Raw genomic sequence first — 24,517 nt, 5'->3', positions numbered from 1 at the left:
CGTACATGAGTCACCTTGAAGCACGCGCCGGGCATCCGGGCGCCGGACACCTGGACGCCGGCCGGCCCGAAGTATCGGTCATCATTCCGGTGTACAACGAGGAAGATGGCCTCGCCGCGCTGTTCGCGCGGCTGTATCCGGCACTCGACGCACTCGACACGTCATACGAAGTGATCCTGATCAACGACGGCAGCCGCGACCGCTCGGCCGCGATGCTCGCCGATCAGTTCCGCGTGCGCCCCGACACGACGCGCGTCGTGCTGCTCAACGGCAACTACGGCCAGCACATGGCGATCCTCGCGGGCTTCGCGCAGTCGCGCGGCGAGATCGTCATCACGCTCGACGCCGACCTGCAGAACCCGCCCGAGGAAATCGGCAAGCTGATCACGAAGATGCGCGAGGGCTACGACTACGTCGGCTCGATCCGCAAGCAGCGCCAGGACAGCCTGTGGCGACGCAAGGCGTCGCAGATGATGAACCGGCTGCGCGAGCGCATCACGCGCATCAAGATGACCGACCAGGGCTGCATGCTGCGCGCGTACAGCCGCCGCATCATCGACACGATCAACGTGTGCGGCGAAGTCAACACGTTCATCCCCGCGCTTGCCTATACGTTCGCGCAGAACCCGACCGAGATCGAGGTCGCGCACGAGGAGCGCTTCGCGGGCGAGTCGAAGTACTCGCTGTACAGCCTGATCCGGCTGAACTTCGACCTCGTGACGGGCTTCTCGGTCGTGCCGCTGCAGTGGCTGTCGTTCATCGGCGTGATCCTGTCGCTCGGCTCCGCCGCACTGTTCGTGCTGCTGCTCGTGCGGCGCTTCATCGTCGGCGCGGAAGTGCAAGGCGTGTTCACGCTGTTCGCGATCACGTTCTTCCTGCTCGGCGTGATCATCTTCGCGCTCGGCCTGCTCGGCGAATACGTCGGCCGCATCTACCAGCAGGTGCGCGCGCGGCCGCGCTACCTGATCCAGGCCGTGCTCGAGCAGCACGACGGCGTGCCGGCGGTGCCGGCCGGCGCGAACCGCGCGGGAGCCACGCAATGAAGCCGCGCGCGGTCGTCTTCGCGTATCACAACGTCGGCGTGCGATGCCTGCAGGTGCTGCTCGCACGCGGCGTCGACGTCGCGCTCGTCGTCACGCACGAGGACAACCCGAACGAGAACATCTGGTTCGGCAGCGTCGCGTCGGTCGCGACCGAGCACGGCATTCCGGTCGTCACGCCGTCCGACCCCGCCGATCCGGCGCTGCGCCGCGCGGTGTCGGACGCGCAGCCGGATTTCATCTTCTCGTTCTACTACCGGCACATGCTGCCGGTGGACCTGCTCGCGATCGCGCCGCGCGGTGCGTACAACATGCACGGTTCGCTGCTGCCGAAATACCGGGGTCGGGTACCGACCAACTGGGCCGTGCTGAACGGCGAGACCGAAACCGGCGCGACGCTGCACGAAATGGCCGCGAAGCCCGACGCGGGCGCGATCATCGGCCAGACCGCGGTGCCGATCCTGCCGGACGACACGGCCACGCAGGTGTTCGACAAGGTCACGGTGGCCGCCGAGCAGACGCTCTGGCGCGTGCTCCCAGCGCTGCTCGCGGGCGAAGCGGCGCACCTGCCGAACGATCTCTCGACCGGCAGCTACTTCGGCGGGCGCAAGCCCGAAGACGGCCGCGTCGACTGGTCGAAGCCGGCCGCGCACGTCTACAACCTGGTGCGCGCGGTCGCGCCCCCGTATCCGGGCGCGTTCACCGACGTCGAGGGCACGCGTTTCGTGATCGCGCGCGCGCGCCTCGCGGCGCCCGGCAGCGCGGCGGCCGCCGCCGCGGCAGATTTGCCGCCCGGCCTGCACGTAAGCGATAATGCGCTATTCGGCGTCTGCGGCGACAGCCGCGCCCTATCCATTCTCGAGCTGTGGCAGCAGCGCGACGGCAGCGAAACCGTCGTGACGCCCGCGGAATTCGCGCAGTTCATTCATTCTTCCCGTCATTCATGAAAGCAAAAAAAGTCCTGATCCTGGGTGTGAACGGCTTCATCGGCCATCACCTGTCGAAGCGCATTCTTGAAACCACCGATTGGGAAGTGTTCGGCATGGACATGCAGACCGATCGGCTTGGCGACCTCGTCAACCACGAGCGGATGCATTTCTTCGAAGGCGACATCACGATCAACAAGGAGTGGGTCGAGTATCACGTGAAGAAGTGCGACGTGATCCTGCCGCTCGTCGCGATCGCGACGCCCGCCACCTATGTCCAGCAGCCGCTGCGCGTGTTCGAGCTCGACTTCGAGGCGAACCTGCCGATCGTGCGTTCGGCCGTCAAGTACGGCAAGCACCTCGTGTTCCCGTCGACCTCCGAGGTCTACGGCATGTGCGCGGACGAGCAGTTCGACCCGGACGCATCGGCGCTCACCTACGGCCCGATCAACAAGCCGCGCTGGATCTACGCGTGCTCGAAGCAGTTGATGGACCGCGTGATCTGGGGCTACGGGATGGAAGGCCTGAACTTCACGCTGTTCCGTCCGTTCAACTGGATCGGCCCGGGCCTCGACTCGATCTACACGCCGAAGGAAGGCAGCTCGCGCGTGGTCACGCAGTTCCTCGGCCACATCGTGCGCGGCGAGAACATCAGCCTCGTCGACGGCGGCTCGCAGAAGCGCGCATTCACCGATATCGGCGACGGCATCAGCGCACTGATGAAGATCATCGACAACAAGAACGGCGTCGCGTCGGGCAAGATCTACAACATCGGGAATCCGAAGAACAACTTCTCGGTTCGCGAACTCGCGCACAAGATGCTCGAACTGGCGGCGGAATTCCCCGAGTACGCCGATTCGGCCAAGCAGGTGAAGCTCGTCGAGACGACGTCCGGCGCCTACTACGGCAACGGCTACCAGGACGTGCAGAACCGCGTGCCGAAGATCGACAACACGATGCAGGAACTCGGCTGGGCGCCGCAAGCGACGTTCGACGACGCGCTGCGCAACATCTTCGAAGCGTATCGCGGCCACGTCGCCGACGCCCGCGCGCTCGTCGAACAGCAAGGCTGACCGGGACGCTCGCTTGGCTCGCATCGTCCTCAAGATCGACGTCGACACGCTGCGCGGCACGCGCGAAGGCGTGCCGAACCTCGCGCGCATCTTCGACCGCTTCAGTGCGCGCGCGACCTTCCTCTTCAGCCTCGGGCCCGATCACACGGGCTGGGCGCTGCGGCGCGTGTTCCGCCCCGGCTTCCTGAAGAAGGTGTCGCGCACGTCGGTAGTCGAGCACTACGGCGTGAAGCAGCTGATGTACGGCGTGCTGCTGCCGGGCCCCGACATCGGCCGCCGTGCGATCGCCGACATGCGCGCGATCCACGAGGCCGGCTTCGAATGCGGGATCCACACGTGGGATCACGTGTACTGGCAGGACAACGTCCGCGCGCGCGATCGCGACTGGACCGCGCGTGAAATGCAGAAGAGCCACGCGCGCTTCATCGAGATCTTCGGCGCACCGCCCGTCACGCACGGCGCGGCCGGCTGGCAGATGAACGACTCGGCTTTCGAGCAGATCGACGCATGGGGGATGCGCTACGCATCCGACGGTCGCGGCCATTCGCCGTACCTGCCCGTCGTCGGCGGCCGCACGCTGTCGCACGTGCAGATGCCGACGACGCTGCCCACGCTCGACGAAGTGCTCGGCATCGACGGCGTCGACACGCACAACGTCGCCGCGCACATCCTCAAGTTCACCGAAACCAATCCGCACGACCAGGTGTTCACGCTGCATGCGGAACTGGAAGGCCAGAAGCTCGCGCCCGTGTTCGAGCAACTGCTCGCCGGCTGGCGCGCGCAAGGCCACACGTTTGCGACGATGGGCGACTACCACGCGACGCTGGACCGCGACTCGCTGCCATCGTACCCTGTCACGTGGGGCGAAATCCCCGGCCGTTCCGGCGAACTGATCGTCCAGCCCGACTGAGTTCGCACGCGAGCCGGCGTCGCCCGCCGCGCCCTTGCGGCGCGCTGCCGCGATGCTCCGCCGAACCGCGCCCCCGCAGCGGCGCCTTTCCATAACAACAGGAGAAACACGTGTCTGTCGAAGTTGACCGTCAAGTTCCCGATTTCACCGCAGCGGCCACGGGTGGCGACATTTCGCTGTCCGACCTGAAGGGCAAGAAGCTCGTGCTGTACTTCTATCCGAAGGACAACACGCCGGGCTGCACGACCGAAGGGCTGCAGTTCCGTGATCTCTATCCGAAGTTCAAGAAAGCCGGTGCGGAAGTCATCGGCGTGTCGCGCGACAGCCTGCGCTCGCATGACAATTTCAAGGCAAAGCTCGAACTGCCGTTCCCGCTGATCTCCGATGCCGACGAAGCGCTGTGCGCGCTGTTCGATGTCATCAAGATGAAGAAAATGTATGGCAAGGAAGTACGCGGAATCGAGCGCTCGACGTTCCTGATCGACGCCGACGGCGTGCTCCGTCAGGCATGGCGCGGCATCAAGGTACCGGGTCATGTCGACGACGTGCTAAGTGCTGTACAAGCGCTTTGAGGCGCGTTATATTGGGCCGCAATGAATGCCAGTTCGCCCCATATTTCTCGTAGCTGCGCCGGTGCTCGATGCGATGCTTCCCGGCACCTGACGCGCATCACGACGGTATCAGCCGAGCCGCATGCCCCTGTCGACGGGGCAGCGGCTTTTTTTATGGATTGCGCGCCGGCCCTCGGTCCGGCCCTCACCCCGTCAAGGAGCTGATCGACACTTAGGCGAACCGGCTAGACGAAATTCCTGTGCGCCACCGCGCGCAAACTGCATGCGTCTACGTCACGCAGGATGCGATCAGCGGCGCATGCCATGCGACACGATTCCTCCCGAGGGACACCATGCCTTTGCCTACTCCCCCCAGCAAGCTCGGCAGCCTGCTGCCGCCCGACGAATACAAGGCGAAAGCGCGGCCCGCGAAAGCCGCGAAGAAATCCGCCGAAGGGGACGCATCCACAGCCGGTGACTATGGTCCGGCCAGCGTGGCCCAACCGATGATCGAAGCCGCGAACACGGCCGCGCCGCTGCGTGCCGTCGCGTCTTCGGCGCCAGATGCCGCGAGCGCACCCGCACGCGGCCGCAAGACGAAACAGACGGCTGCGCTGTTGCAGCCGATGCCGGCGCCCGCCGAACCCGCTGCGCCGGTCGTCGCGCGCAACGACAAACCGGCCGCCGACAAACCGGCCGCTGCGCCCGCGCGCGACGCCGGCGCAGCGACGAAATCGCGCAACCGCAAGCCCGCCGAAGCCGAACTGCAGAAACTGTTCGTGCTCGACACCAACGTGCTGATGCACGATCCGAGCAGCCTCTTCCGCTTCGAGGAACACGACGTCTATCTGCCGATGATGACGCTCGAGGAACTCGACAACCACAAGAAGGGGATGTCCGAAGTTGCACGCAACGCGCGCCAGGTCAGCCGTACGCTCGACGCGCTCGTCGCCGATGGCGGCCCGATCTCGTCCGGCATTCCGCTGTCGCGCCTCGGCAGCCGCGAGGCGCTCGGCCGCCTCTACTTCCAGACGAAGCTCGCCGACATCGCCCCCGTCGAAGGCTTGCCCGCAGGCAAAGCCGACAACCAGATCCTCGGCGTCGTGCGCGCGCTGCAGCGCGACCGGCCCGACCGCCTGGTCGTGCTGGTGTCGAAAGACATCAACATGCGGATCAAGGCGCACGCGCTCGGCCTGCCCGCGGAAGACTACTTCAACGACCAGGTGCTCGAGGACTCGGATCTCCTGTACAACGGCGTGCGCGAACTGCCGCAGGACTTCTGGACCAAGCACGCGAAGGGCATGGAGAGCTGGCAGGACACGAAGACGGGCACCACGTACTACCGCGTGACGGGCCCGCTCGTCGCGTCGATGCTCGTCAACGAGTTCGTCTATCTCGAGCCGCAGAACGGCGAGCCGACGTTCCACGCGATCGTCCGCGAGCTGAACGGCAAGACGGCGCTGCTGCAGACGCTGCGCGACTACAGCCACCACAAGAACAACGTGTGGGGCATCACCGCGCGCAACCGCGAGCAGAACTTCGCGCTGAACCTGCTGATGAACCCCGAGATCGACTTCGTCACGCTGCTCGGCCAGGCCGGCACCGGCAAGACGCTCGTCGCACTCGCGGCCGGCCTCGCGCAGGTGCTCGACGACAAGCGCTACAACGAGATCATCGTGACGCGCGCGACCGTGCCCGTCGGCGAGGACATCGGTTTCCTGCCCGGTACCGAGGAAGAGAAGATGCAGCCGTGGATGGGCGCATTCGACGACAACCTCGAAGTGCTGCAGAAGACCGACGACGCAGCCGGCGAATGGGGCCGTGCCGCGACGCAGGAGCTGATCCGTTCGCGCCTGAAGGTGAAGAGCATGAACTTCATGCGCGGCCGCACGTTCGTCGACAAGTACCTGATCATCGACGAGGCGCAGAACCTGACGCCGAAGCAGATGAAGACGCTCGTCACGCGCGCGGGCCCCGGCACGAAGATCGTGTGCCTCGGCAACATCGCTCAGATCGACACGCCTTACCTGACCGAAGGCAGTTCGGGCCTGACCTACGTCGTCGACCGCTTCAAGGGCTGGGGCCACAGCGGCCATGTGACGCTCGCGCGCGGCGAACGCTCGCGACTCGCCGACTACGCGTCGGACATCCTGTAACAACGCGGCAGGCCGGCCCCGGCCGGCTTTCGACGCATCGCGGCGCTCCGTTTCCGGAGCGCCGTTTTTATTTGGGGTCGAAAACGCAGGTAACGCATCGTCACGCAACAACCCCACTTACGCGCGAAACTTCAAGTAAATTCTCAAGAATGGTTGCTTAAGCCCCGCCGGAGCGTCTACCATCGGGTCTGTCTGTTGTCATACGATTCGCGAGCGCGCTGCGTTCGCCCGCCTTGCCATGTTTCGAATCTGGGTTCCCGTCGCCGTCGTTTCCCTGCTTGCGGCCTGCTCCAGCGTGCCGCCGCAGTCGGCATCGCGCGCGCCCGGAATGGCGATCACGACGCCGCGCGCCTTCCCCGCTCCCGCCAATTTCCCGAAATTCGTCGATCACAGCGTCGGCCAGGAGGAAATCTCGATCCAGGCGATGAGCCTCGTCGGCGTCCCGTATCGCTGGGGTGGCAACACACCGACGAGCGGCTTCGACTGCAGCGGGCTCGTGCGCTACGTGATCGGCCGCGCGGCCGACGTGAACCTGCCGCGCACGACCGCCGACATGAGCGGCCGCGGCGCGTCGATCGAACCCGACCAGATCGCGCCGGGCGACCTGATCTTCTTCAATACGACCGGACGACCGCATTCGCACGTCGGCATCTATGTCGGCAAGCTGCGCTTCGTCAACGCACCGTCGACAGGCGGCACCGTGCGGCTCGACTACCTGACGAACCCGTACTGGGCCAAGCGTTTCGACGGCATTCGCCGCGTCGCGCCGCCGCGCGCGACGCCCACGCCGTTCGATGCGCCGACCTACGAGGCGAAGCGCGACGAGCCGCGCAACCCGCCGGCGGTTGCGCCCGCCCCGGTCATGACTGCCGCCGCGCCGCGGCAGCCGGCCTATGCTTTGCCGCAAGCCGGAGCGACCCAGTCGCCCGCTCGGGTCATGCCGGCCACGCAGGCCGTGTCGACCGCCGCCGTTGCAGTTGCACCGGCGGCCGCGCCCGCCGATCCGTACGAACCGCCGCCGCCGCGCGTGCAGGCGGCTCAGCAACAGGCGACGTCTGCGAATGGCGGTGCGACCGAGATGACGGCGAATGCAGCACCGGCCGGCCCGGCAGAGGCCGGCACGCAGATTCCGACGACGGCACTGACCGCCGCCCAGGCTGCCGCTTTCGATGCGGAACCGACGCCTGCCGCGACGCCCGCCGCGACGTCGCCGCGCAGCACCGAGCCCACAGCCGTGCAGGTGTTGCGTGCATCGACGCAATCCGCGCCTGTCAGCCCGCGTACCAGCACGTCAGACGATCCGATTGCCCGGTTCGCGAACGGAAGTTACTGACCCGCTGCTCAAACCCCGACGGTAACCTCGGCGGCATCCGCCGCAGCCCCGCCGCTCGTCGCAAGCTCCCGCACTCCACAAGGAAAATGCGCCGCAGCCTTTCGGCTCGCGGCGCATTGCATGTCGGTCCGGCAGCGTCTGCGATCAGAAGATCCGGTGTCCGAGCCACCATCCGCCGGCCGCGATCAGCGCGGATGCGGGAATCGTCAGCACCCACGCCCACACGATGTTGCCGGCAACGCCCCAGCGCACGGCCGACAGCTTCCGGGTCGCGCCGACGCCGACGATCGCGCCGGTGATCGTATGCGTGGTCGACACGGGGATACCGAGGAACGACGCGATGAACAGCGTGATCGCACCACCGCTTTCCGCGCAGAAACCGCCGACCGGCTTGAGCTTCGTGATCTTCTGGCCCATCGTGCGCACGATGCGCCAGCCGCCGAACAGCGTGCCGAGGCCCATCGACAGGTAGCACGCGCCGATCACCCACGCGGGCGGCGCATCGGACGTCGCCGACGCATAGCCCGACGCGATCAGCAGCATCCAGATGATGCCGATCGTCTTCTGCGCGTCGTTGCCGCCGTGGCCGAGGCTGTACAGGCCGGCCGACAACAGCTGGAGCCGCCGGAACCGCCGGTCGACCTTGCTGGGCGCGGTACGGAAATACAGCCACGACACGCCGAGCATGAACAGCGAACCGAGGATGAAGCCGAGCAGCGGCGAAATGAAGATGAACGCGACGGTCTTCATCAGCCCGTCCATGTTCAGCGAGCTCCATCCCGACTTCGCGAGTGCCGCGCCGACGAGGCCGCCGATCAGCGCATGCGACGAGCTCGACGGGATCCCGTAGTACCAGGTGATCACGTTCCAGCCGATCGCACCGATCAGCGCGCCGAACACGACATAGTGGTCGACGATCTCGGGATCGATCGTGCCTTTACCGACGGTCTGCGCAACTTTCAGGTGGAAGATGAAATACGCGATGACGTTGAACGCCGCCGCGAACACCACGGCCTGCTGGGGCTTCAGCACCCCGGTGGACACGACGGTGGCGATCGAGTTCGCTGCGTCGTGGAAGCCGTTCATGAAGTCGAATACGAGCGCGACGAGCACCAGCGTCGCGACCATCCATAGGGCGAGTTGTATCGAATGCATCGTGGTCCGCTCAGGCGTTTTCCAGCACGATGCCTTCGATGATGTTCGCGACGTCCTCGCACTTGTCGGTGATCTCTTCGAGCAGCTCGTAGATCGCCTTCAGCTTGATGAGCGTCTTCACGTCGTCTTCTTCGCGGAACAGCTTCGACATCGCCGCGCGCAGCACGCGATCGGCCTCCGACTCCCAGCGGTCGATCTCCTCGCACTGCTTGAGGATCTGCGCCGACTGCTTCATGTCGGACAGCATCCCGACTGCCTGCTGCACGTGCTGTGCCGACTGCGTGACGATGTGCGCGAGCTGGCTCGCCTCGGACGTGACGGACTGCACGTCGTACAGCGACACGGCCGTCGCGACGTCTTCCATCAGGTCGAGAATGTCGTCCATCGTCGTGATCAGCTTGTGGATCTCGTCGCGATCGAGCGGCGTGATGAAAGTCTTGTGCAGCAAATCGATCGCTTCGTGCGTGAGCTTGTCAGCGGCCTTCTCGGCGGTCTGCACGTTTTGCTTGTGAATCTCGGCGTCGGCGAGATTGTCGATCAGCAGTTCGAGCTCGCGGCCACCGGAAACGATGTACTTCGCGTGCGCATTGAAGAGTTCAAAGAACTTGCCCTCGGTGGGCATAAAACGACCAAACATATGGGCTTGACCAGTGCGTAAATTTGCAATTAAATCAGTACGTTAGATGATTTCTGCGCACCCAGGCACTGGGCCATACGAAATTTGTACGAATATCGCGCACGAATCATCCGCTCATGACGGATTCATGACAGGCCGCATTCTATAGGAAACCGTCCATAGTCCGGTAACTGCGTAGCTTCGATGCGCAGCGTGTTGCATGCATATTCCTTGCACTTGACAGTCACGGAACGGCCCTCACCCCGCTTGTATACGGGGCCAAATGGGGATATTGTGCCTATGCGCAGCAGCACGAAAACAACTCAAACGGGGCCATCCACATGAGAACCACTCTCAAAGCGGCGTCACTCACCGTCTTGCTCACGGTCACGCTAACCGCGTGCAATCGAACCCAAGTCGCCGGACTCGATCGTGTGATGAAGGTCGACGAGTTTGTGGCAAATCGCGACGCTCTCAACCGCGCGCTCTCTGAGTGCGGTTCGAATCCAGGCCAACTCAAAGATGATCCCAATTGCATCAACGCGGCAGCGGCAGCGACGCAGATAACGACAAGCAATGGCAAGGATGAAATGCGCCGACTCGCCGCCCGCCAAGACATCGGCACGGTGATCCAGGCACTGAAGTTGTACCGACTCGACAACGGCGCCTATCCGACGCAGGAGCAAGGCCTAGCCGCCCTCGTGCAAAAGCCTACCGGCGCCCCGGCGCCCGCCAATTGGAAGGAAGGCGGATACCTTGAACGTATGCCGCCGGATCCGTGGGGTGCGCCGTACCAATATCGCAACCCAGGTACGCACGGGGAAATCGATGTGTTCAGCACGGGAGGCGGCCAAGGAAACGGCAGCGATTCATTCGTCGGATCTTGGCAATAGCGCTCCCTCTCCGCATCACCCGCAGTCCGGCGACAGCGCGTCCAACCGCAACCATCGTTCGAGCCCGCTCGCGACGGGCTCTATTGCTGACGCGCCGCGATTTCTGCGGCGCCTGAGCCGACTTAGACGATTGATGCTACCGATTCCTCGCGTCTTCTTGCCGATCGCGTGCGCGCCCCTGTCGCAAGCACCCGAATTGCAAGCGCGTCCGGGTTGACGTGCTTCGCTCCCTCCACAATCAAGTGCTCAAGCACAGCGAAGAGCCCGGCTTCATAGCCGCCCGCGCCGCCCAACACCTTCATGCGCTCGATCACGGCCCCGACACGGTTGCTACCGGTCAGCACGGGTTCATCGCGCAAATGCTCGGCGAGCAACGCAGCACACAACGCACCGATATTGCACGCTTCGGCGCGATCTACAGCGGGAACATTGAGAAGCGAGCGAACCTCGGCAGGGATGCCGATATACATGTTCACGTCGAATTCTGCGGCTCGGTCGTAATCACGAACGGAAGATTGGACGGCTTGCTTGCATTGGGACTGACGCATGATGAGACCTCCGCGTGTGAGTTGGAGGCCCGCCTCCCGTCGCCAAACGGGGTGGGCGGGCACTGAGCGGGGTTGGCGAACCGGCACACACGGAAACCGGCAGACCCGAAGGTCTCCCCGTCCAGGCCCGCCCATTGATCTTGAAGGCGTGCAGAGACGTGCGGACGTAAAAAAACCGCGCTTAGGCGGCTGTCCGCCGTGTGTAAGTTCAGGTCGCCAAACCTGATCGCTGTTGTTTCAGCGATGAATTCAGTTTAATCATCATTGGCCGCGTTTACAAGCGATATTTTCTCAGCGTCGCATTAATCCCAATTCGGTAGCAAAATCCACACAATAGCTCACGATCAGCAACCAATTAGGTAGAAAATATGAAATATAACGCCACTGATGGCATCATAGGCATCCTACCTTCATGCAATCAGAAAATGACTGACACACTCTTTTTCCTTATGGCTCAGTTCGGCCCGCGCGCAGTGATCCCACTCGACGAGGTGCGCAAGGAATACTTCAGCCACCTCGAACCCCATGTGTTCATCAGAAAGCTCGCGCACGGTGAAATTCCACTACCGCTCTTGAGAATCGAGGCAAGTCAAAAATCAACGAAAGGAATTTATATGATCGATTTAGCCATATACATCGATTCACGACGCGAAGAGGCCGAAAAAGAGCGGCAGCGGCTCGCCAAAATATTCTGACCAGCCGAAGCAACCCCGACCGAAATCGACATGAACACTGTATTTTTACTCTTAGCTCAATTTGGGGCACGCGCAATCATTCCATTGGACGACGTTCGCAGAGAATATTTTCCACACCTGGAATTCAATATAATGCTCAGAAAGATTGCGCTCGGTGAAATCTCTATTCCAGTGGTCAAGATCGAGTCGAGCCAAAAGTCAATGCGCGGCGTGTATGTGCAGGACTTGGCGGATTACATAGACAAACGGCGCGCCGTGGCAGTAAAGGAGCGGGACCAGCTTTGCGGACTACGCCAATCCCGCCCATGAGCCGACAGCCCGGCCGGAACGCTTATCTCACGACCTTGCGGGCCACACTATTTCGGCGGACAGACAACAGATCAGTCGATGATTGTTGACGTGAAACACCTCCGGATCCTCGGTGTCCTGTGTACCAACAAAAAACAACCAGCCTTTTACGTCGCTACTTGTCTTGGCTTGCTCCGCAGCTTCATTTCGAGTCGCCTCAAACTCTCTGATGAGCGAATCGCGGCGCGTTTGACTCCAATTCGACCAATCCACCCGGACTCGCGAGAGACTCTTGTGCGCTTTCTTTGCTGCGTCCCACTCCCCGACGTTGAGCGTCAACTCACAATGTGAGTCTGCTACGACAGGCTCAGATTTCCAGCGTATCGTCGCGTAGTAAAGATGTCTTGGAGTGTTAAAATGTTCCGGCTTTTTGGAGCGCAAGTACCAGAATACCTCGGCGTAAGTTTTCCCCGGAACACCATCAATCGAAAACGGCAGGTGTCCGCGATCGTGCGGGTAGTTGATGAATGCTCGGCAGGCTGGGCGAATAGTTTTTACCGTGTGTCCGTGGTGCCCGGCCCCCACGCTTCCCGCCCGCGCCCGACTACCAGTCCGCACCGGACCTTGCTCTGTCGGCAGATTCCCTCCACCGCTAGGAACAACCGGACGCTCGTCAGTCAGCGTCAATCTGTTCGGAAACGGAAGTGGAAACCCTTCGGGCGTGCCTACGCGTTCTTTCTTTGCGCGCTTAACAACTTTCTCTTCGCCATCCACGTCGCAACCGGGCACGTGCTTATTGGTCGGCCCTAATGTGAAATACGGGCGCTTCTTGTTCTTCTCCTTGTCGTATGACGCGGGGAATACGCTCGTCTCGCATCCTGGGCATATGTACCCGTCTTGATCGACGGTGGCCATATTCCACAGCTCTTCGGCCTCAACTAATTCGAGGGTATTTTTGTCGCGTGCGGTATCCACTGCAATGACTCCTTGTGTCGGTCAGTGTTACCGCACTATTGTATGACGATTATTCCGGCCTCATCCACGATCGCGGATACGCTGAATCGTAGTGCGGCTCGTCTTGTAAGCGCGAGCAAGCTCCGATACGGTAGCACCCTGCGCAAGCCTACTGCGTGCGTCTTCTTGCTGCTCCGCGGACAATGCTGACGGGCGCCCCATCACCTTACCTTCCGCCTTCGCGCGGGCCAACCCGGCTTGCGTGCGCTCGATTAGTAGATCGCGCTCAAACTCGGCGACGGCGCACAAAACCTGCATCGTCATCTTTCCCGCGCTACTGGTCAGGTCAACGCCGCCTAGTGCCAGACAATGCACCCGCACGCCATCGGCCGCCAATCGCTCGACAGTGGCACGCACATCTATCGCGTTTCGGCCTAGGCGATCGAGCTTAGTCACAATCAGCACGTCACCCGACTCCATCCTGTCCAAGAGCTTCGAGAAGCCGGGCCGCTCGCTGGCCGCGACGCTACCGCTGATGCACTCAGCGACGATGCGCTGCTTCCGTTTGTCCTGGTCAACGGCGAAGCCCGCCGCCTCAATCTCACGGATTTGGTTTTCCGGCGTCTGCTCTGCGGTGGAAACACGGGCGTAGATGAACGTGCGCGACATGTTCTGCCTCTTTGGGTGAACGAAATGGACGAACGAATCATACATCCCGCACGAAACATGTAAAAGCTATTTTTCGTTCACCACGAACGATCGTGCACGCAACCGCTCGGTTTCGTGCAGCCCCCGTGCGCTGTCCCGCATGCAAAAAATGGTAGGCTTCTCTGCAAACACGAGCCACGGGGTACGCGATGAAACATGAGGCACCTTCATTTCGAGCGACCGCTTTCACCTGCCCGCATTGCGAAGCTTATGCGCAGATGATGTGGTCTCAGTTGTGCGTTGTAGGCAGTGGCATCGCGCATACTCGGGTATCACTGGCACACTGCACCCGGTGTAATGGCGAAAGCGTTTGGTGGTCGAAAAGCACAACCGACGCGGACGGCGTGATGGTATATCCGCGCACAACGTCGGCGCCCCCGCCGCATGATGATATGCCCGACATCGCGCTCCAAGACTATGAAGAAGCGAGGCAGGTTGTTTCTGTCTCGCCTCGCGCCGCAGCGGCGCTGCTTCGCCTGTGCATCGAAAAACTCTGTGTCACCCTGAACGCCGAAGGCGCAAACATCAACGCCCAAATTGCGTACTTGGTTCGTCAGGGTCTGCCGCCGAAGATTGCTCAGGCAATGGATGTCGTCCGAGTTACAGGAAACAATGCCGTTCACCCCGGACAAATGGACGACGAAGACATCTCGGGTGTAAGCACAACGCTGTTCACCCTCGTCAACATGATCGTCGAAGATCGCATCACCCGACCGCGCATGGTTGATGACATATACGCGTCTTTGCCAGCCGGTGCGCTAGCTGCCATTGAGAAGCGGGACGGCGCAAAGTAAGCCGTCCGCTTGCTGCGTGCCATTTTTTCGAGCATCCCGATTTATTCGACGTGCGCCCACGAAACACGCCGGGCGACGCGCGAAATTTGCGTCTCACTTACGCCGAACCGTTGCGCGAGCACGCGCTGCCGACACCCCTCAGCGAATAGGCTTCGAATCTCCACAACATCGGCCGTCGTCAGCTTCGCGTGCGCGCTCCGTTCGCCCGCGTTGCCGGGGCACCTTCCTCCCGCCTTCCTGGTTCGACCTTGCCGCTTGCAATCACCGACATTGTCTTTCTGCGTTCCGATCGCAAGGTGAAACGGGTTGATGCATCCCGGCGTATCGCAAACTATGTGCCGCACGACAAGCCCGTCGATGTCCGAAAGACTCACGCGCCGCGACAGCGCCCAGGCGAAACGCGTTACGATCGTCATCCGCCCTCGGACCAAGGCGAGCGGATAGCCACCCTTGACCGTGGCCCTCATCCATATCTGGCACGGTGACGCGAAGTCGATGAACGGCGCGTCAATGGGGCGGATAGACGCGCGGTTCGGTATCTCGACTCGCTCGTCGGTATGCAGCAGCGCCAGCCGTTGAGGATCGGTCGCGGCGTTGATTTCAGGTTGCGCCATTACCGCTCCTTCCCTGAAACGATCGTGATTTCCCACCTCGGCGCTTCGTCGCCGTCCGGGTCTTCGTTCTCGCGTCGCTTCGCCTCGGCTTCGAGCAGTTCCGCCCGCGTCCGCTCCAACGATTCAATGCGTCGCACCAAGCGCTCGATATGCGCGTTGTAATCAACCCGCTCGTAGACGTGCTCGGGGCCTGCCGTGAACTCGGTCGCTTGCTTGTCCACGAACTTTTGCAGTTCAAGGCCGTTGTGCTCGTTCACTGCCGCACGGGCCTCAGCATTGAGTGCGCGCCGAATGCGCATGCGCATCAACTCGATTTCGGCATCGAGACTGCCGACCCGTGCCCGGATGTCATCAAGCTCGGCGATTTCGTCGGGCGTGAAGTGGGTTCCGTAGATGCCGTGTTTCTTCGCCCGCTGATTGGTCGCCGGGGCACCAGGAAGCGATCCCCCGTGCTGACGGCATCGTGTCTTGCCCTTCACCGCAGGCGCCTGACATGGCGTTCCGGATCGAGTCTTGGCGCCACATTTGGCACGACCACGCGCGGGTGCGCGCGCGGGCGTCATGGCATTGTTTCGCCGATCGCCTCCAGGAGCGACCGAGACATCATTCTCACGCTTTGCCATGCGCGCCCCCTTCGCGATCGTCGGCCGCCTCTTCCGTCGCGCCCCCGTACCATTCCGCCCGGATCGCCGTCAGTTCGCCATCCCGTCCGTCGAACGTCGGGCATGGCGCACGCCCTGACATCCACTCGCGATCGCGTTCCGTCGCCCCCATCGCGTCGAGCTGCCTCCGGAGCAGCGGAGTCAGTTCGCGCCGCGGCATCGGCGCAGCGAGCATGATTTCGGCCAGTCTCCGCAGCCGCCTTCCGTACGTCTCCCGTCTCGCCGCGAGCGCCGCACGCAGGCCGGGCCGCGGCGCCGTCGCAATCTCGCGCCCCAATGCTTCGATGTCCGTGCGCAACCGATCAACCTCGGCGCGCAGCCCTCGAACGCCTCCTACTTCCATCTTGCCCATACTCGCTTCCTGTACCCTGGTCACCAAATGAAAACGGGGTGCCGTACCTCGGCACCCCGTCGATCTCTACCGGCCACTCGATCGTTACAGCCTTCCGCACGCGATCAAGTGCGCGACAAGCTCGGCGTCACTCATCGCGCTAAACCGGTCAAGAGCCTCGACCGCGCTTTCGCCTGGATTCGGCTTCAGCCCGTTGTCACTGAGATACCGTCGCGCCAGAGCCTCGCGCTCATCGACGGCCACCGTCGCCGCACCCGTCACCCACCTCAACGCATCCGCCGTTACGGCATCGTCACCGCCGGATCGAATCACCTCACCAACGAAGTAATCGCGCGCCTTCAACACTTGGTTTTCGGCCAGCATCAATACCCCTGTCCTGGAATCGGCTGGCTCAGACCGGAGTCGTAGAAACCCGATCCGAGCGGCGCCGAAGACTTAGAAACGATCCCGCCGACGACCTTCGTAACGCCCTTCTCGAATCCGTTTCCGAAGTCTGCGTAGGTTGTTACATGAACAGCAGGAGGTCCGGGGCGAACGAATCGCGATTGCGTTGTCGTCGGCTGATTGACGCTCGAGAATGTCGGCGCCGTGGCGCCTTTGAGTTCGCCTGCGTCGACGCGCTTCTGCGCACCCGCCGAGAGCTTCACGCCCCCGTCCGTCTTGTAACTATCGATTTCCGACTGCGTGAACGGCCGGAAGGCGTAAGCGGCGGCGGCCAGCGTGCCGAGCGCGAGCACGGCAATCCCGAGCGGACTCACGAGCGCGGCGAGCGCGCCAGTGAACGCCGTCGATGCGCTTCCGGCGATCGCGCCTGCGAGGCGGACAATCCCCGCGGCGCCGCCGACCGCCTGCATCGCGAGAGCGCGGCCGAGGAAGAGAAGGCCGCGCGCGATGGCGCTGATCGGCCCCGTCACGATAAATGCCATGCCCCGCAGAAACGCGATCCCGTTGCCCGTGATACGCAGCGCCCGGAACGCAATACCGCCCATTCGGAAAATCGACATTCCGAGTCCGGCCGCAGTGCGACCGAGCCGCATCAATCCGGCCGGGCCGCCAATGGCGCGCATGGCAAGCGCCAAACCGAAGCCGCGGAGCGCCGCCGTAACGAGCAGAACGGCACCGTTTATAGCGAGGCCACCAGCGAGTAGAATGAACCCGTCCGCTATGACCTTGAACAGCGTTTGGTGCCGCTCGACAAACTGACCGAATCGATCCAGGCCGCCCGCAATCTTCAAAAGCCCGTTTGTGATCGTCGGCAGGTAGACCGAACCGAACACGGCGAGGAAATTTTTCCACGCGGCATCGGCGGCAACTTCCGCGCCTTCCGGCGATTTGATGTACTGCCGATATGCTCCCGAAAAATCGTCCGCCTTCCGGAAGATCGCCGTGTCCTTCGCGTTCTTCTGCGCGCTCGTGATGTTCGAGCCGATGAAATCGCCAGTCGCCCGGTTGAAGTGCTGCGCGACGAGAATCGCGAGCTGTTCTTCATCAAGATTTCCGTACTTGCGTCGCATCGCTGGCACGAGCACGTCGTGAATGAACAGATCCGGGCGCTGAGACGCGAGCTTGGCGTTCTCCCCTGACAGGCCGCCCGTTACCGGCGTTTCGACGTGTTGCGCTCGAAGCGCCGCCCGCATTGCCGGGTCGGCGGTCTTGTTGATGGCGCGCTGAATTGCGAGCGCCTCGGGAGAAATCTTCGTATCCCATAGGCCCAGGCCAGAAAGGAATCCTTTCGCCTTCTTGTCCATGTGCCCGCCGATCAGCGAGCTATTGAACGTCATCAGCGTTGTGCCAGCGGTCGAGCCCGTCTTCGCGCTGATGAGCGCGGCAAATGCGCCATACAGGTATTCGGGCGACGCGAGCTGATAGGCGATCTTGCCGGTCTGCGACGCATGGAAATAATCGTTCGCCGAAACGCGCCCGCGAGTCGCGAAGTACACCTGCGATTGCATCGCGAGTTCCTTCGCTAACTCGGTCGGGTTCTGCATCACCTTGTCGCCGCGATGCTCAAGCGCCTTGACCGAGTTGTACACCAGACCGTCGACATTCTTTCCGTCGTTCTGAATCTTCGCGGCGATCGCAAACCGGTTGTATGCGTCGGACAGCGACAGCGCTTTTCCGAGGTCGCCGGTCGCCGTGTGCAGGTCGGTGATGAGCGCGATGTTGTCCGCGATCGTCGCGCCGAGGTTCTTGTGCGCGAGCGTCTGCGCGGTCGCGAATACCTTCGCGTTATCGGCAGACGAGAGGTTAAGCGTTTGAAACTTTTCTTGCTCCATGCGAAGTTTCTTGGCTTCTTCGTATGGAACCTTGAGCGCTCCGGCAATACCCGCGGACATACCCAGCATCAAAGCACCCTTCGCGGCCTGCTTTTGGATACTGGCAATTTGTCGTTGAAGTCGGTTCGCAGCCCCTTCCGTTTTCAGGAAGTCTTTCGATAGTGCGGCCAGCCCGAGAGACGCGCTGTTGATGAGGCTGATCCGCACACCGATTTTGAATGCCTCAAATATGATCTTCTCCTGTGCCCGACAAGACGGGCATCACGTTAGCCTTGCGCTAACGAGTCCGGCGCGTGATTTTTCGCGCACACGGTCATCCGGTAACCATTAAGAAAGCTGAGTTCTCGCGTGATCGACTCCGGGTAATAAAGTTGGTCGTGTGCCGTGCCAGTACCCAAAATCTCGATGATGGATGTCGTGCCAAGCCCGTCGTTACCTGCTGCGGGCAACTCGAATTCAGCGCGCACTTCATGCTTCACGATTTCCTGATACTTGGCTTGCGCCATTTGTACACACTGCTGTTGTGTCAGATTCGGGATGCTGTAAAAGTACGTTTGAGCGTCACCGGAGCTTCCAACCGTACCCGGCGCGGTAGACTTCTTGCTCGCAGACGTTGGATAAGTCGCGGTGTACGCGCGCTGGTCGACATCGTTGAACGATCGAACTTGAACGTAGACGCCACGGGATACCGTCAGCGTTCGCGAGAATTTCAGACCCTCAACGTTGCAGGTCGGAGACCCGTTGTGCGCGTCGGGAGGCGTCCACCTAATTCGATACGGCGTCGTCTTCGTCGGATCCGGCCTCGGTTGGTAGTACAGCGTCTTCCCACGCACGTACACAACGAATTGCTCGATGCGAGCGAGGTAGCAGAGCAAATCCCACTCGGTTCGAGCGTTGTTCATCGCATCATGGTCAATCGCGTAATACTTGCCGACGAGGGTCGAAGTTTTCGTTACTTGCGGGGTGAGGCCGTGGCGCGCTGCCAGGATTGTGGCGATCTGCGACGACGTTTTATTCTGGAATTTCTCAGTCGTCTTTGCGTCGATGAGCATGCGCGCCAAATCACGCCCGGAAACCTCAACGGTGCCCGACACGGGGTCATGGTTGATGTTATCGACCTGTCCGTAGATCCAACTCGAAATGTCCGCCGTGGTCCAGTTCGTCGGATAAGCGGGCGCGCCCGCGAACAGTTCAACGTACATGTCTTGTTGCTGCGAGAACCATGTGGCCGCCCTATCCGACGGTAATGCGTTCGCTGCGAACCGAACTCTAAACGAGTCGGACGATGCATATGTATTGTTCTCGACCTCGAAATCGATCCATCCGTCGATTCGTTCGTCGTTCACCTTGACCAGACCGCGAACCGAACTCGCATTCGAATCAGACATCGATACTCCCTTCCAAAAAACAAAGCGGAGCGTCATGCGCTCCGCTTTCAAGTTGACTGACTGTGCCGACTATCGGCACGTAAGCGCTACGATGTCGTTGATACTGGCGAAGGAAACCCCGCACCAGAACTGGCGACGTTGTTATAGAACGTCGACCAACGCATATCACTCCGTTCGACAGTACCGAGATTTTCATAGACCGATGGGTCTTGCGGACCGGCGAAGTACGCGACGATTTCGGATTGCGCCGGGCTTGAAAATTGAACGTTGAGAGTCGTCATATTTTTCCTTAGATGCTATATGAAGACAGGAAGATGGCTGCCGAAGAGAACGTACCGGAGGCGGCGCTTGCCGACCAATAGATTGTCTGAGGCGTGAGAACCGCCAGATTATTGAACGACGAACCCGCCAAAAGGCCGCCGGCCGACGTGCCACTGCACGAGCTTTGCTGCTGCCCGATTCCCGATGCCCGTGAAGCGAGGTTGATCGACGAGTTGCTGGAGTTCGAACTTGCGATGTTCACGAAGCCGCTCACAGTTTTCGCATTCGGCGGCGCGAACGTCGAAATGCTCAGCGAAGTGAGCGTGGAAATCTGCGACGATGTGCTCGCGATCGAGGCATACGGAAGCAAAACGAGCCGATCAATTTGGTCGCCGACCACGAACTGCCCGCTGCCGTTCGTCGGCCAAACGCTGACGAGGGCGGACGCTGTATAGCCGCTCGGCATGTTCGCGCCACCGTACACGTTCGGCGCCACCGACGAAGTTGCGTTCGTTGCGAGCAGCGCCGATGCCTGCGTCGTCGGGTTGTAGATCGCGTACAGGGCCACGTAGCCGCTTGCCGGTGCGCTGCCCGTGTCCATGCCTCCCGCGCCAGTCGTCGCGAGGTTGATCGCCTTGCTGAAGCCTCCCAGGCGTCGCGGCGCACCGCCGAGCGCAGTCTCGACAATGATCTCGTCGGCGGTGAACGTTGCACTCGCGCTCGCTGCGGTAACGGACATTTGCGCGTTGCGCACGGCGCCGACCACGCCACCCACGGAATTGACGAATGCTGTCGTCGCAATCTTGGTGCTGTTGTCGAGTGGCGTCGCAGTCGTCGCCTTAGGGGTAGGCGAGTAATAGCCGAGCACTGTCCAGTTCGCACCGTCACTTACCAGTTCCACTGCCCCGCTAATATCGATCGCAAGCGTCGTCGCCGGGTTGCCCTGGTTATAGATATTTGCCGACGGCGTGGCAATCGTAACTACACCACTACCAACGTTTGAAAACGTGAACGTCAGATTTGGGGTAGTTGGCGAGGGCAGCGTGACCGAATAACCCCCCCCACCAGAACACTCGATCCATGATCCGCTCGCTGAGCTTGCGAATGTTGTAGCGCCATAAACGACTTGGCGCGACTGGAAGTTGCCAAGCGCGTTTTGCACGAATGCCGTCGTTGCCAGTCTCGATGAATTGTCGAACTGCGCCGGCGTGTTTGCGACACCAGAAAAGGCGACAACCCACCAGCTAGCGCCGTCGCAGAACAGCGTGACGGCCGCGCCGGCCGGGAAATCCCAGCTAGTGGCAGAAATATTGTCGAAGAAGATCGACGGACCCGGGCTCTTGACGGTGAAGTTCGCTGTCGACCCAAACATGTACGACAATGCGCCCTGTGCTGCTGGCAGCGTAATCGTCGAGCTATTCCCTACCTCGAAGAACGTACCGGACTGGGCGGCCGTCAGAGTAACGTTGGCGTTAATTGCAGACGCCGCGCTGCTGAACGTGCCAAGCGCACGCTGAACGAATGCTGTCGTCGCAAGCTTACTGCTACTGTCGAATTGCGCCGGCGTTGCACCCGTCGTCAGTGTTTGACTGGTGACCGTCCAGTAGCTCACGCCATCCGATACAAACAGTGCGCCTTCACCAGGGTTAAGCGTGAACGTCGAGCTGTTGTTTCCTTGCCCGTAAGTGATCGTATCCGCGCCAGAGCGCTGAATCGTCGCGCTACCTGACGCTTGCGCATACGAGAACGCAATTCCCTTGCCTTTCGGCACGAGGCTCGCGGATGGGAGCGTCTGCGTTGTGCCCGTCGCGACGATGTTCACCAACGCGCCGAGCGATGCGAGCGTCAGTGTTGCCGACACGCTTGCCACTTGAATAGTCGAGAAGCCCTCGCCGATCGCATTCAGGAAGCCGCCTAACGGCGTGGTTGGCGAATTCGCTACAGGGGCGATACTGGATGCGGTAATGGTTGACTGACCATATGCGACCGTCACGACCCACAGCGCGGTTTGCCCGGTCGGCGTCGCGGGCGTCTGTTGCGATCCGGTCGCCGCTGCAACGCCCGGCGTAAGCGTGAGCTGGATCGTGTCTTGTCGCGTGGTGTTCTGCGCGGTTCCGCTCGACTGTCCGTTGACCGGCGGCCCGCTGAATGCCTGCGCAGGATTATTCGAGTTGTAATACGGCAGAACAACGGCGTTCGTGTCTTGTTCGAGGAACGACGCCGAAATCAGGTAGTTGATCGAGTAGCCGGACGTTGCAGGCGCGGGACACGAGAAGTTCGCCGCAGCCAGCAAGATCCCTTGCTTCATGATCTGGTTCGTCGTGTCCTGGCCGAGCGACGAATACGCGGTCGGATCGCGCTGCTGAAGGGAGTACACGCGCCCCGGATTCACGTTGACCGTCATTCCAGCGGGCGAAGTCGGAACGCATCCGAGCCCAGAGAAAACTGTGTTCGTTCCAAGCATATCTTGAATGAGCATGCCGAGAGCGGTGTACGCATTCCGGTTCGTGTTGAGCAGGTCCGTTTCGAGCGGTGTCTGACCTGGGTAAATTATTTGTCGATCCATTCATTCTCCAATCTTAGAGAGCGGTAGCGGCATTTCCTTCGCCCTCCGAAGTAATCTTTCGAGATTAGGCTTTCGCCCCTTGCAACGGCTGATCGCCTGTCGATACACCCTGCCCGTATCCGGCACCCATGCATCCGTAACCGCGGTTCGAAACCAAATTTGGCGGCCAGCAAACTTCAGGAACGTTCGCAACTACCGATTCGTGCTGATCGAGCGGCACGGCATCGCCGATTCCGTTTGGTTCAATTACACCGTCAATTCTTCTAGCGCTATCCATTTGGATCCCCTTAAAAAGCAAAAACGGAGCGTCACGCGCTCCGTTCTCCATGTCTCGCCACTGCGTTAGCTACACGATCAGCGTCCGCCTCGCACAAACCTCGCCCGCTCTGCTCGATACTCAGCATCCGTCATACCGCGCACGTCGGGATATTCGATCACCGGTCGACGCATCAACGCAGCTTTCGTCCCCGACAGCATCGCCGCCTTGCGCGACTCGTAATCACCGCTCGACACACCGCGCACGTTTCCACTCTCGCGGCGAGCCGCCTCCTGACGCTCGTCGAATTCGCGCTTAAGGCGCGTCTCGAATTCGTCGAGCGTTTCGTTATCCTTCATCTATCCTCCAAACTGTTCGTTACGCACCGATCTTGGTCAGTCGGGCTGCGAGTTGCGCGAGCGCGTCTTCGACGTTCAGCGACGGGAACACTCTCCCGTAAGTACTGTTCGGCGAGAAGTTGCCAGCCACATCGTCGATTTGCGTCTGACGTGCGGTCTGAGTCGGCTTACTTAGGCCCTGGAAATGAGCTGCATCCCGCCAGCCGTGCGCCATGAGCCCCGCCACGTCGGCGTCTGGAACATTCGCAACGGTCAAACCAGCAACCGGCGCCGAATACGTGCGACCGTTTACGACCACTGATGCGGTATTGGGCGAAACCATCGTTTTCATGTCACAACCCCGAATCAGAGAAGACCATTGCGGACAAGGCTTTCGACCTCGACCAGGGTCAGCACGTCATGCGCCTTGCCGCTTCGGCAGTGGCGTTCACCCCGCACGGCACCGATAACGTTGGTCAGTAGGTCACGGTTTGCGTCAATGACCGCCGCCCACTCCGCGAGCAGATCTCTATATTCAGCAGACGCGCGCGCTCGTTCCGCTTCTGTGACCATATCGGCCGCCTTCGAGTACGCGATTTCAGCAGTCGTCACCGCGATCTCGGCATTTCGTTGCTCAGCTTGCAACGACGTGAGTTTCTGAGACGAGGCCGCTACACTGGCGTCGACATGCCGAAGCTCTTCGGATCCGGCCGATCGTTCTCGCGCACGATGTGCGGCACGTTGGGCTTCGTGGAGATCCCGGGTCGTCGATCTGATTTCGTCCAGCACGGCTTGATGGTGGCTGCGAGCGCGAATCACTTCGTTCCAAGCGCTCGCTACTCGGTCTGCAACGCTCGACTCAGTTGCGGTTTCCTGCGACATTCAATGCTCCTTTCGATTGAACAAAAAAAAGCGCCCAGCACGTCTAGCGTGTGGGCGCTACTGGTCAGTTCGTGGCGTCCGGGCTGCACGAAATCGGACGGATTCGATCACGCCTTCCAGGCATGAACGAAATCTAGCCAAATCACATTTCGGACGACACAAACTTTCGTGCGGCAGTTTCGTTCACTGCCGCAGCGATTAGGACGCGCGAACCTCGTCGCGCAGCCGGTGCATCTTGAAGATGAGTTGCTTCGCGAACCTGCTCGCCTCATCAGCGGGCAT

The 24,517-nt window shown here is 61.5% G+C and carries 25 protein-coding genes and 3 pseudogenes; 12 read left to right on the top strand and 16 right to left on the bottom strand.

The window, feature by feature from the left end; translation table 11 throughout:
- Positions 1-5 precede the first annotated feature (5 nt).
- The 5 genes from JYG32_RS03785 (at position 6) to JYG32_RS03765 (ending at position 4,521) form a co-directional block, all read left to right on the top strand.
- Positions 6-1,043 (top strand): glycosyltransferase, encoded by a 1,038-nt coding sequence (locus tag JYG32_RS03785; RefSeq protein WP_213264695.1) that lies wholly within the window; start codon positions 6-8, stop codon positions 1,041-1,043.
- Complete coding sequence (locus JYG32_RS03780; protein WP_213264694.1) at positions 1,040-1,987, top strand: formyltransferase; 948 nt, start codon at positions 1,040-1,042, stop codon at positions 1,985-1,987. The genes JYG32_RS03785 and JYG32_RS03780 overlap by 4 nt, the downstream gene beginning before the upstream one ends.
- The gene (locus JYG32_RS03775; RefSeq protein ID WP_174382163.1) at positions 1,984-3,039 is read left to right on the top strand and encodes a bifunctional UDP-4-keto-pentose/UDP-xylose synthase; all 1,056 of its coding nucleotides are present in this window, start codon (positions 1,984-1,986) and stop codon (positions 3,037-3,039) included. Before JYG32_RS03780 ends, JYG32_RS03775 begins: the two co-directional genes overlap by 4 nt.
- A 13-nt stretch (positions 3,040-3,052) precedes the next feature.
- Entirely contained in the window at positions 3,053-3,949 is an 897-nt protein-coding gene (locus JYG32_RS03770; RefSeq protein WP_124450330.1) for a polysaccharide deacetylase family protein, read from the top strand.
- A gap of 110 nt (positions 3,950-4,059) precedes the next feature.
- Positions 4,060-4,521, top strand: coding sequence for a peroxiredoxin (locus JYG32_RS03765; RefSeq protein ID WP_174382164.1), 462 nt, complete (start codon positions 4,060-4,062; stop codon positions 4,519-4,521).
- A 192-nt stretch (positions 4,522-4,713) separates the two neighbouring features.
- Here JYG32_RS03765 and JYG32_RS39560 read toward each other — a convergent pair.
- Positions 4,714-4,958: pseudogene (locus JYG32_RS39560) on the bottom strand (hypothetical protein); the annotation flags it as partial.
- On the opposite strand from JYG32_RS39560, the gene JYG32_RS03760 reads away from it, so the two are divergent.
- Together JYG32_RS03760 and JYG32_RS03755 are read left to right on the top strand one after the other, a co-directional pair.
- The gene (locus tag JYG32_RS03760; protein ID WP_174382165.1) at positions 4,854-6,656 is read left to right on the top strand and encodes a PhoH family protein; all 1,803 of its coding nucleotides are present in this window, start codon (positions 4,854-4,856) and stop codon (positions 6,654-6,656) included. The pseudogene JYG32_RS39560 and the gene JYG32_RS03760 overlap by 105 nt on opposite strands.
- 238 nt (positions 6,657-6,894) lie before the next feature.
- Entirely contained in the window at positions 6,895-7,989 is a 1,095-nt protein-coding gene (locus tag JYG32_RS03755; protein ID WP_213264693.1) for a C40 family peptidase, read from the top strand.
- Positions 7,990-8,133: 144 nt separating this feature from the next.
- Here the strand turns inward: JYG32_RS03755 and JYG32_RS03750 are convergent, their stop codons facing one another.
- Both JYG32_RS03750 and JYG32_RS03745 read right to left on the bottom strand, forming a co-directional pair.
- Positions 8,134-9,144 carry an inorganic phosphate transporter gene (locus tag JYG32_RS03750; protein ID WP_174382167.1) on the bottom strand — a complete coding sequence of 337 codons (1,011 nt, stop codon included), beginning with the start codon at positions 9,142-9,144 and terminating at the stop codon, positions 8,134-8,136.
- A 10-nt stretch (positions 9,145-9,154) separates the two neighbouring features.
- Positions 9,155-9,781 (bottom strand): DUF47 domain-containing protein, encoded by a 627-nt coding sequence (locus JYG32_RS03745; protein WP_166965829.1) that lies wholly within the window; start codon positions 9,779-9,781, stop codon positions 9,155-9,157.
- A gap of 320 nt (positions 9,782-10,101) precedes the next feature.
- On the opposite strand from JYG32_RS03745, the pseudogene JYG32_RS38820 reads away from it, so the two are divergent.
- Both JYG32_RS38820 and gspG read left to right on the top strand, forming a co-directional pair.
- Positions 10,102-10,263: pseudogene (locus JYG32_RS38820) on the top strand (hypothetical protein); the annotation flags it as partial.
- A gap of 81 nt (positions 10,264-10,344) precedes the next feature.
- A pseudogene (gspG, locus tag JYG32_RS38815) lies at positions 10,345-10,653 on the top strand (type II secretion system major pseudopilin GspG); the annotation flags it as partial.
- Between the two features lie 122 nt (positions 10,654-10,775).
- Here gspG and JYG32_RS03735 read toward each other — a convergent pair.
- The gene (locus tag JYG32_RS03735; protein ID WP_213264691.1) at positions 10,776-11,201 is read right to left on the bottom strand and encodes a hypothetical protein; all 426 of its coding nucleotides are present in this window, start codon (positions 11,199-11,201) and stop codon (positions 10,776-10,778) included.
- Positions 11,202-11,626: 425 nt separating this feature from the next.
- On the opposite strand from JYG32_RS03735, the gene JYG32_RS03730 reads away from it, so the two are divergent.
- Together JYG32_RS03730 and JYG32_RS03725 are read left to right on the top strand one after the other, a co-directional pair.
- A complete protein-coding gene (locus JYG32_RS03730) occupies positions 11,627-11,896 on the top strand; it encodes a pyocin activator PrtN family protein (RefSeq protein ID WP_034195384.1) in 270 nt (89 codons plus the stop codon).
- A gap of 30 nt (positions 11,897-11,926) precedes the next feature.
- Entirely contained in the window at positions 11,927-12,205 is a 279-nt protein-coding gene (locus JYG32_RS03725) for a pyocin activator PrtN family protein (RefSeq protein WP_213264690.1), read from the top strand.
- Between the two features lie 27 nt (positions 12,206-12,232).
- Here the strand turns inward: JYG32_RS03725 and JYG32_RS03720 are convergent, their stop codons facing one another.
- Complete coding sequence (locus JYG32_RS03720; RefSeq protein ID WP_213264689.1) at positions 12,233-13,159, bottom strand: hypothetical protein; 927 nt, start codon at positions 13,157-13,159, stop codon at positions 12,233-12,235.
- A gap of 60 nt (positions 13,160-13,219) precedes the next feature.
- Positions 13,220-13,807: a recombinase family protein gene (locus JYG32_RS03715; protein WP_213264688.1), complete on the bottom strand. Its 588-nt coding sequence runs from the start codon at positions 13,805-13,807 to the stop codon at positions 13,220-13,222.
- Between the two features lie 431 nt (positions 13,808-14,238).
- Between JYG32_RS03715 and JYG32_RS03710 the strand changes: the two genes are divergently transcribed.
- Complete coding sequence (locus JYG32_RS03710) at positions 14,239-14,640, top strand: DUF4145 domain-containing protein (RefSeq protein WP_213264687.1); 402 nt, start codon at positions 14,239-14,241, stop codon at positions 14,638-14,640.
- Between the two features lie 41 nt (positions 14,641-14,681).
- On the opposite strand, the gene JYG32_RS03705 is transcribed toward JYG32_RS03710, so the two are convergent.
- The 10 genes from JYG32_RS03705 to JYG32_RS03660 form a co-directional block, all read right to left on the bottom strand.
- Positions 14,682-15,254: a helix-turn-helix domain-containing protein gene (locus JYG32_RS03705; protein WP_213264686.1), complete on the bottom strand. Its 573-nt coding sequence runs from the start codon at positions 15,252-15,254 to the stop codon at positions 14,682-14,684.
- On the bottom strand, positions 15,254-15,817 hold the full coding sequence (locus tag JYG32_RS03700) for an HGGxSTG domain-containing protein (RefSeq protein WP_283842726.1): 564 nt from the start codon (positions 15,815-15,817) through the stop codon (positions 15,254-15,256). The genes JYG32_RS03705 and JYG32_RS03700 overlap by 1 nt, the downstream gene beginning before the upstream one ends.
- 46 nt (positions 15,818-15,863) lie before the next feature.
- Positions 15,864-16,268, bottom strand: coding sequence for a hypothetical protein (locus JYG32_RS03695; protein WP_213264684.1), 405 nt, complete (start codon positions 16,266-16,268; stop codon positions 15,864-15,866).
- Positions 16,269-16,352: 84 nt separating this feature from the next.
- On the bottom strand, positions 16,353-16,631 hold the full coding sequence (locus tag JYG32_RS03690) for a hypothetical protein (protein WP_213264683.1): 279 nt from the start codon (positions 16,629-16,631) through the stop codon (positions 16,353-16,355).
- Entirely contained in the window at positions 16,631-18,751 is a 2,121-nt protein-coding gene (locus tag JYG32_RS03685; RefSeq protein WP_213264682.1) for a hypothetical protein, read from the bottom strand. The genes JYG32_RS03690 and JYG32_RS03685 overlap by 1 nt, the downstream gene beginning before the upstream one ends.
- 59 nt (positions 18,752-18,810) lie before the next feature.
- A complete protein-coding gene (locus tag JYG32_RS03680) occupies positions 18,811-19,932 on the bottom strand; it encodes a hypothetical protein (protein WP_213264681.1) in 1,122 nt (373 codons plus the stop codon).
- 289 nt (positions 19,933-20,221) lie between these two features.
- Positions 20,222-22,759 (bottom strand): hypothetical protein, encoded by a 2,538-nt coding sequence (locus tag JYG32_RS38810; protein WP_249744576.1) that lies wholly within the window; start codon positions 22,757-22,759, stop codon positions 20,222-20,224.
- A gap of 354 nt (positions 22,760-23,113) precedes the next feature.
- Entirely contained in the window at positions 23,114-23,374 is a 261-nt protein-coding gene (locus tag JYG32_RS03670) for a hypothetical protein (protein ID WP_213264680.1), read from the bottom strand.
- A gap of 19 nt (positions 23,375-23,393) precedes the next feature.
- Positions 23,394-23,705: a hypothetical protein gene (locus JYG32_RS03665; RefSeq protein WP_213264679.1), complete on the bottom strand. Its 312-nt coding sequence runs from the start codon at positions 23,703-23,705 to the stop codon at positions 23,394-23,396.
- Positions 23,706-23,719: 14 nt separating this feature from the next.
- A complete protein-coding gene (locus tag JYG32_RS03660; RefSeq protein ID WP_213264678.1) occupies positions 23,720-24,235 on the bottom strand; it encodes a hypothetical protein in 516 nt (171 codons plus the stop codon).
- Between the last annotated feature and the right edge of the window lie 282 nt (positions 24,236-24,517).

Source organism: Burkholderia pyrrocinia (assembly GCF_018417535.1).
Taxonomy (GTDB): Bacteria; Pseudomonadota; Gammaproteobacteria; order Burkholderiales; family Burkholderiaceae; genus Burkholderia; species Burkholderia pyrrocinia_E.
This window is presented reverse-complemented; position numbering and strand designations above follow the sequence as displayed.

Coding starts and splice junctions, on each gene's coding strand:
- JYG32_RS03680 (WP_213264681.1), bottom strand. CDS start 19,932: ATGTCTGATTCGAATGCGAGTTCGGTTCGCGGTCTGGTCAAGGTGAAC.
- JYG32_RS03745 (WP_166965829.1), bottom strand. CDS start 9,781: ATGTTTGGTCGTTTTATGCCCACCGAGGGCAAGTTCTTTGAACTCTTC.
- JYG32_RS03775 (WP_174382163.1), top strand. CDS start 1,984: ATGAAAGCAAAAAAAGTCCTGATCCTGGGTGTGAACGGCTTCATCGGC.
- JYG32_RS03755 (WP_213264693.1), top strand. CDS start 6,895: ATGTTTCGAATCTGGGTTCCCGTCGCCGTCGTTTCCCTGCTTGCGGCC.
- JYG32_RS38810 (WP_249744576.1), bottom strand. CDS start 22,759: ATGGATCGACAAATAATTTACCCAGGTCAGACACCGCTCGAAACGGAC.
- JYG32_RS03715 (WP_213264688.1), bottom strand. CDS start 13,807: ATGTCGCGCACGTTCATCTACGCCCGTGTTTCCACCGCAGAGCAGACG.
- JYG32_RS03695 (WP_213264684.1), bottom strand. CDS start 16,268: ATGGGCAAGATGGAAGTAGGAGGCGTTCGAGGGCTGCGCGCCGAGGTT.
- JYG32_RS03780 (WP_213264694.1), top strand. CDS start 1,040: ATGAAGCCGCGCGCGGTCGTCTTCGCGTATCACAACGTCGGCGTGCGA.
- JYG32_RS03725 (WP_213264690.1), top strand. CDS start 11,927: ATGAACACTGTATTTTTACTCTTAGCTCAATTTGGGGCACGCGCAATC.
- JYG32_RS03700 (WP_283842726.1), bottom strand. CDS start 15,817: ATGACGCCCGCGCGCGCACCCGCGCGTGGTCGTGCCAAATGTGGCGCC.
- JYG32_RS03705 (WP_213264686.1), bottom strand. CDS start 15,254: ATGGCGCAACCTGAAATCAACGCCGCGACCGATCCTCAACGGCTGGCG.
- JYG32_RS03730 (WP_034195384.1), top strand. CDS start 11,627: ATGACTGACACACTCTTTTTCCTTATGGCTCAGTTCGGCCCGCGCGCA.
- JYG32_RS03735 (WP_213264691.1), bottom strand. CDS start 11,201: ATGCGTCAGTCCCAATGCAAGCAAGCCGTCCAATCTTCCGTTCGTGAT.
- JYG32_RS03670 (WP_213264680.1), bottom strand. CDS start 23,374: ATGAAGGATAACGAAACGCTCGACGAATTCGAGACGCGCCTTAAGCGC.
- JYG32_RS03760 (WP_174382165.1), top strand. CDS start 4,854: ATGCCTTTGCCTACTCCCCCCAGCAAGCTCGGCAGCCTGCTGCCGCCC.
- JYG32_RS03785 (WP_213264695.1), top strand. CDS start 6: ATGAGTCACCTTGAAGCACGCGCCGGGCATCCGGGCGCCGGACACCTG.
- JYG32_RS03665 (WP_213264679.1), bottom strand. CDS start 23,705: ATGAAAACGATGGTTTCGCCCAATACCGCATCAGTGGTCGTAAACGGT.
- JYG32_RS03690 (WP_213264683.1), bottom strand. CDS start 16,631: ATGCTGGCCGAAAACCAAGTGTTGAAGGCGCGCGATTACTTCGTTGGT.
- JYG32_RS03710 (WP_213264687.1), top strand. CDS start 14,239: ATGCCCGACATCGCGCTCCAAGACTATGAAGAAGCGAGGCAGGTTGTT.
- JYG32_RS03660 (WP_213264678.1), bottom strand. CDS start 24,235: ATGTCGCAGGAAACCGCAACTGAGTCGAGCGTTGCAGACCGAGTAGCG.
- JYG32_RS03750 (WP_174382167.1), bottom strand. CDS start 9,144: ATGCATTCGATACAACTCGCCCTATGGATGGTCGCGACGCTGGTGCTC.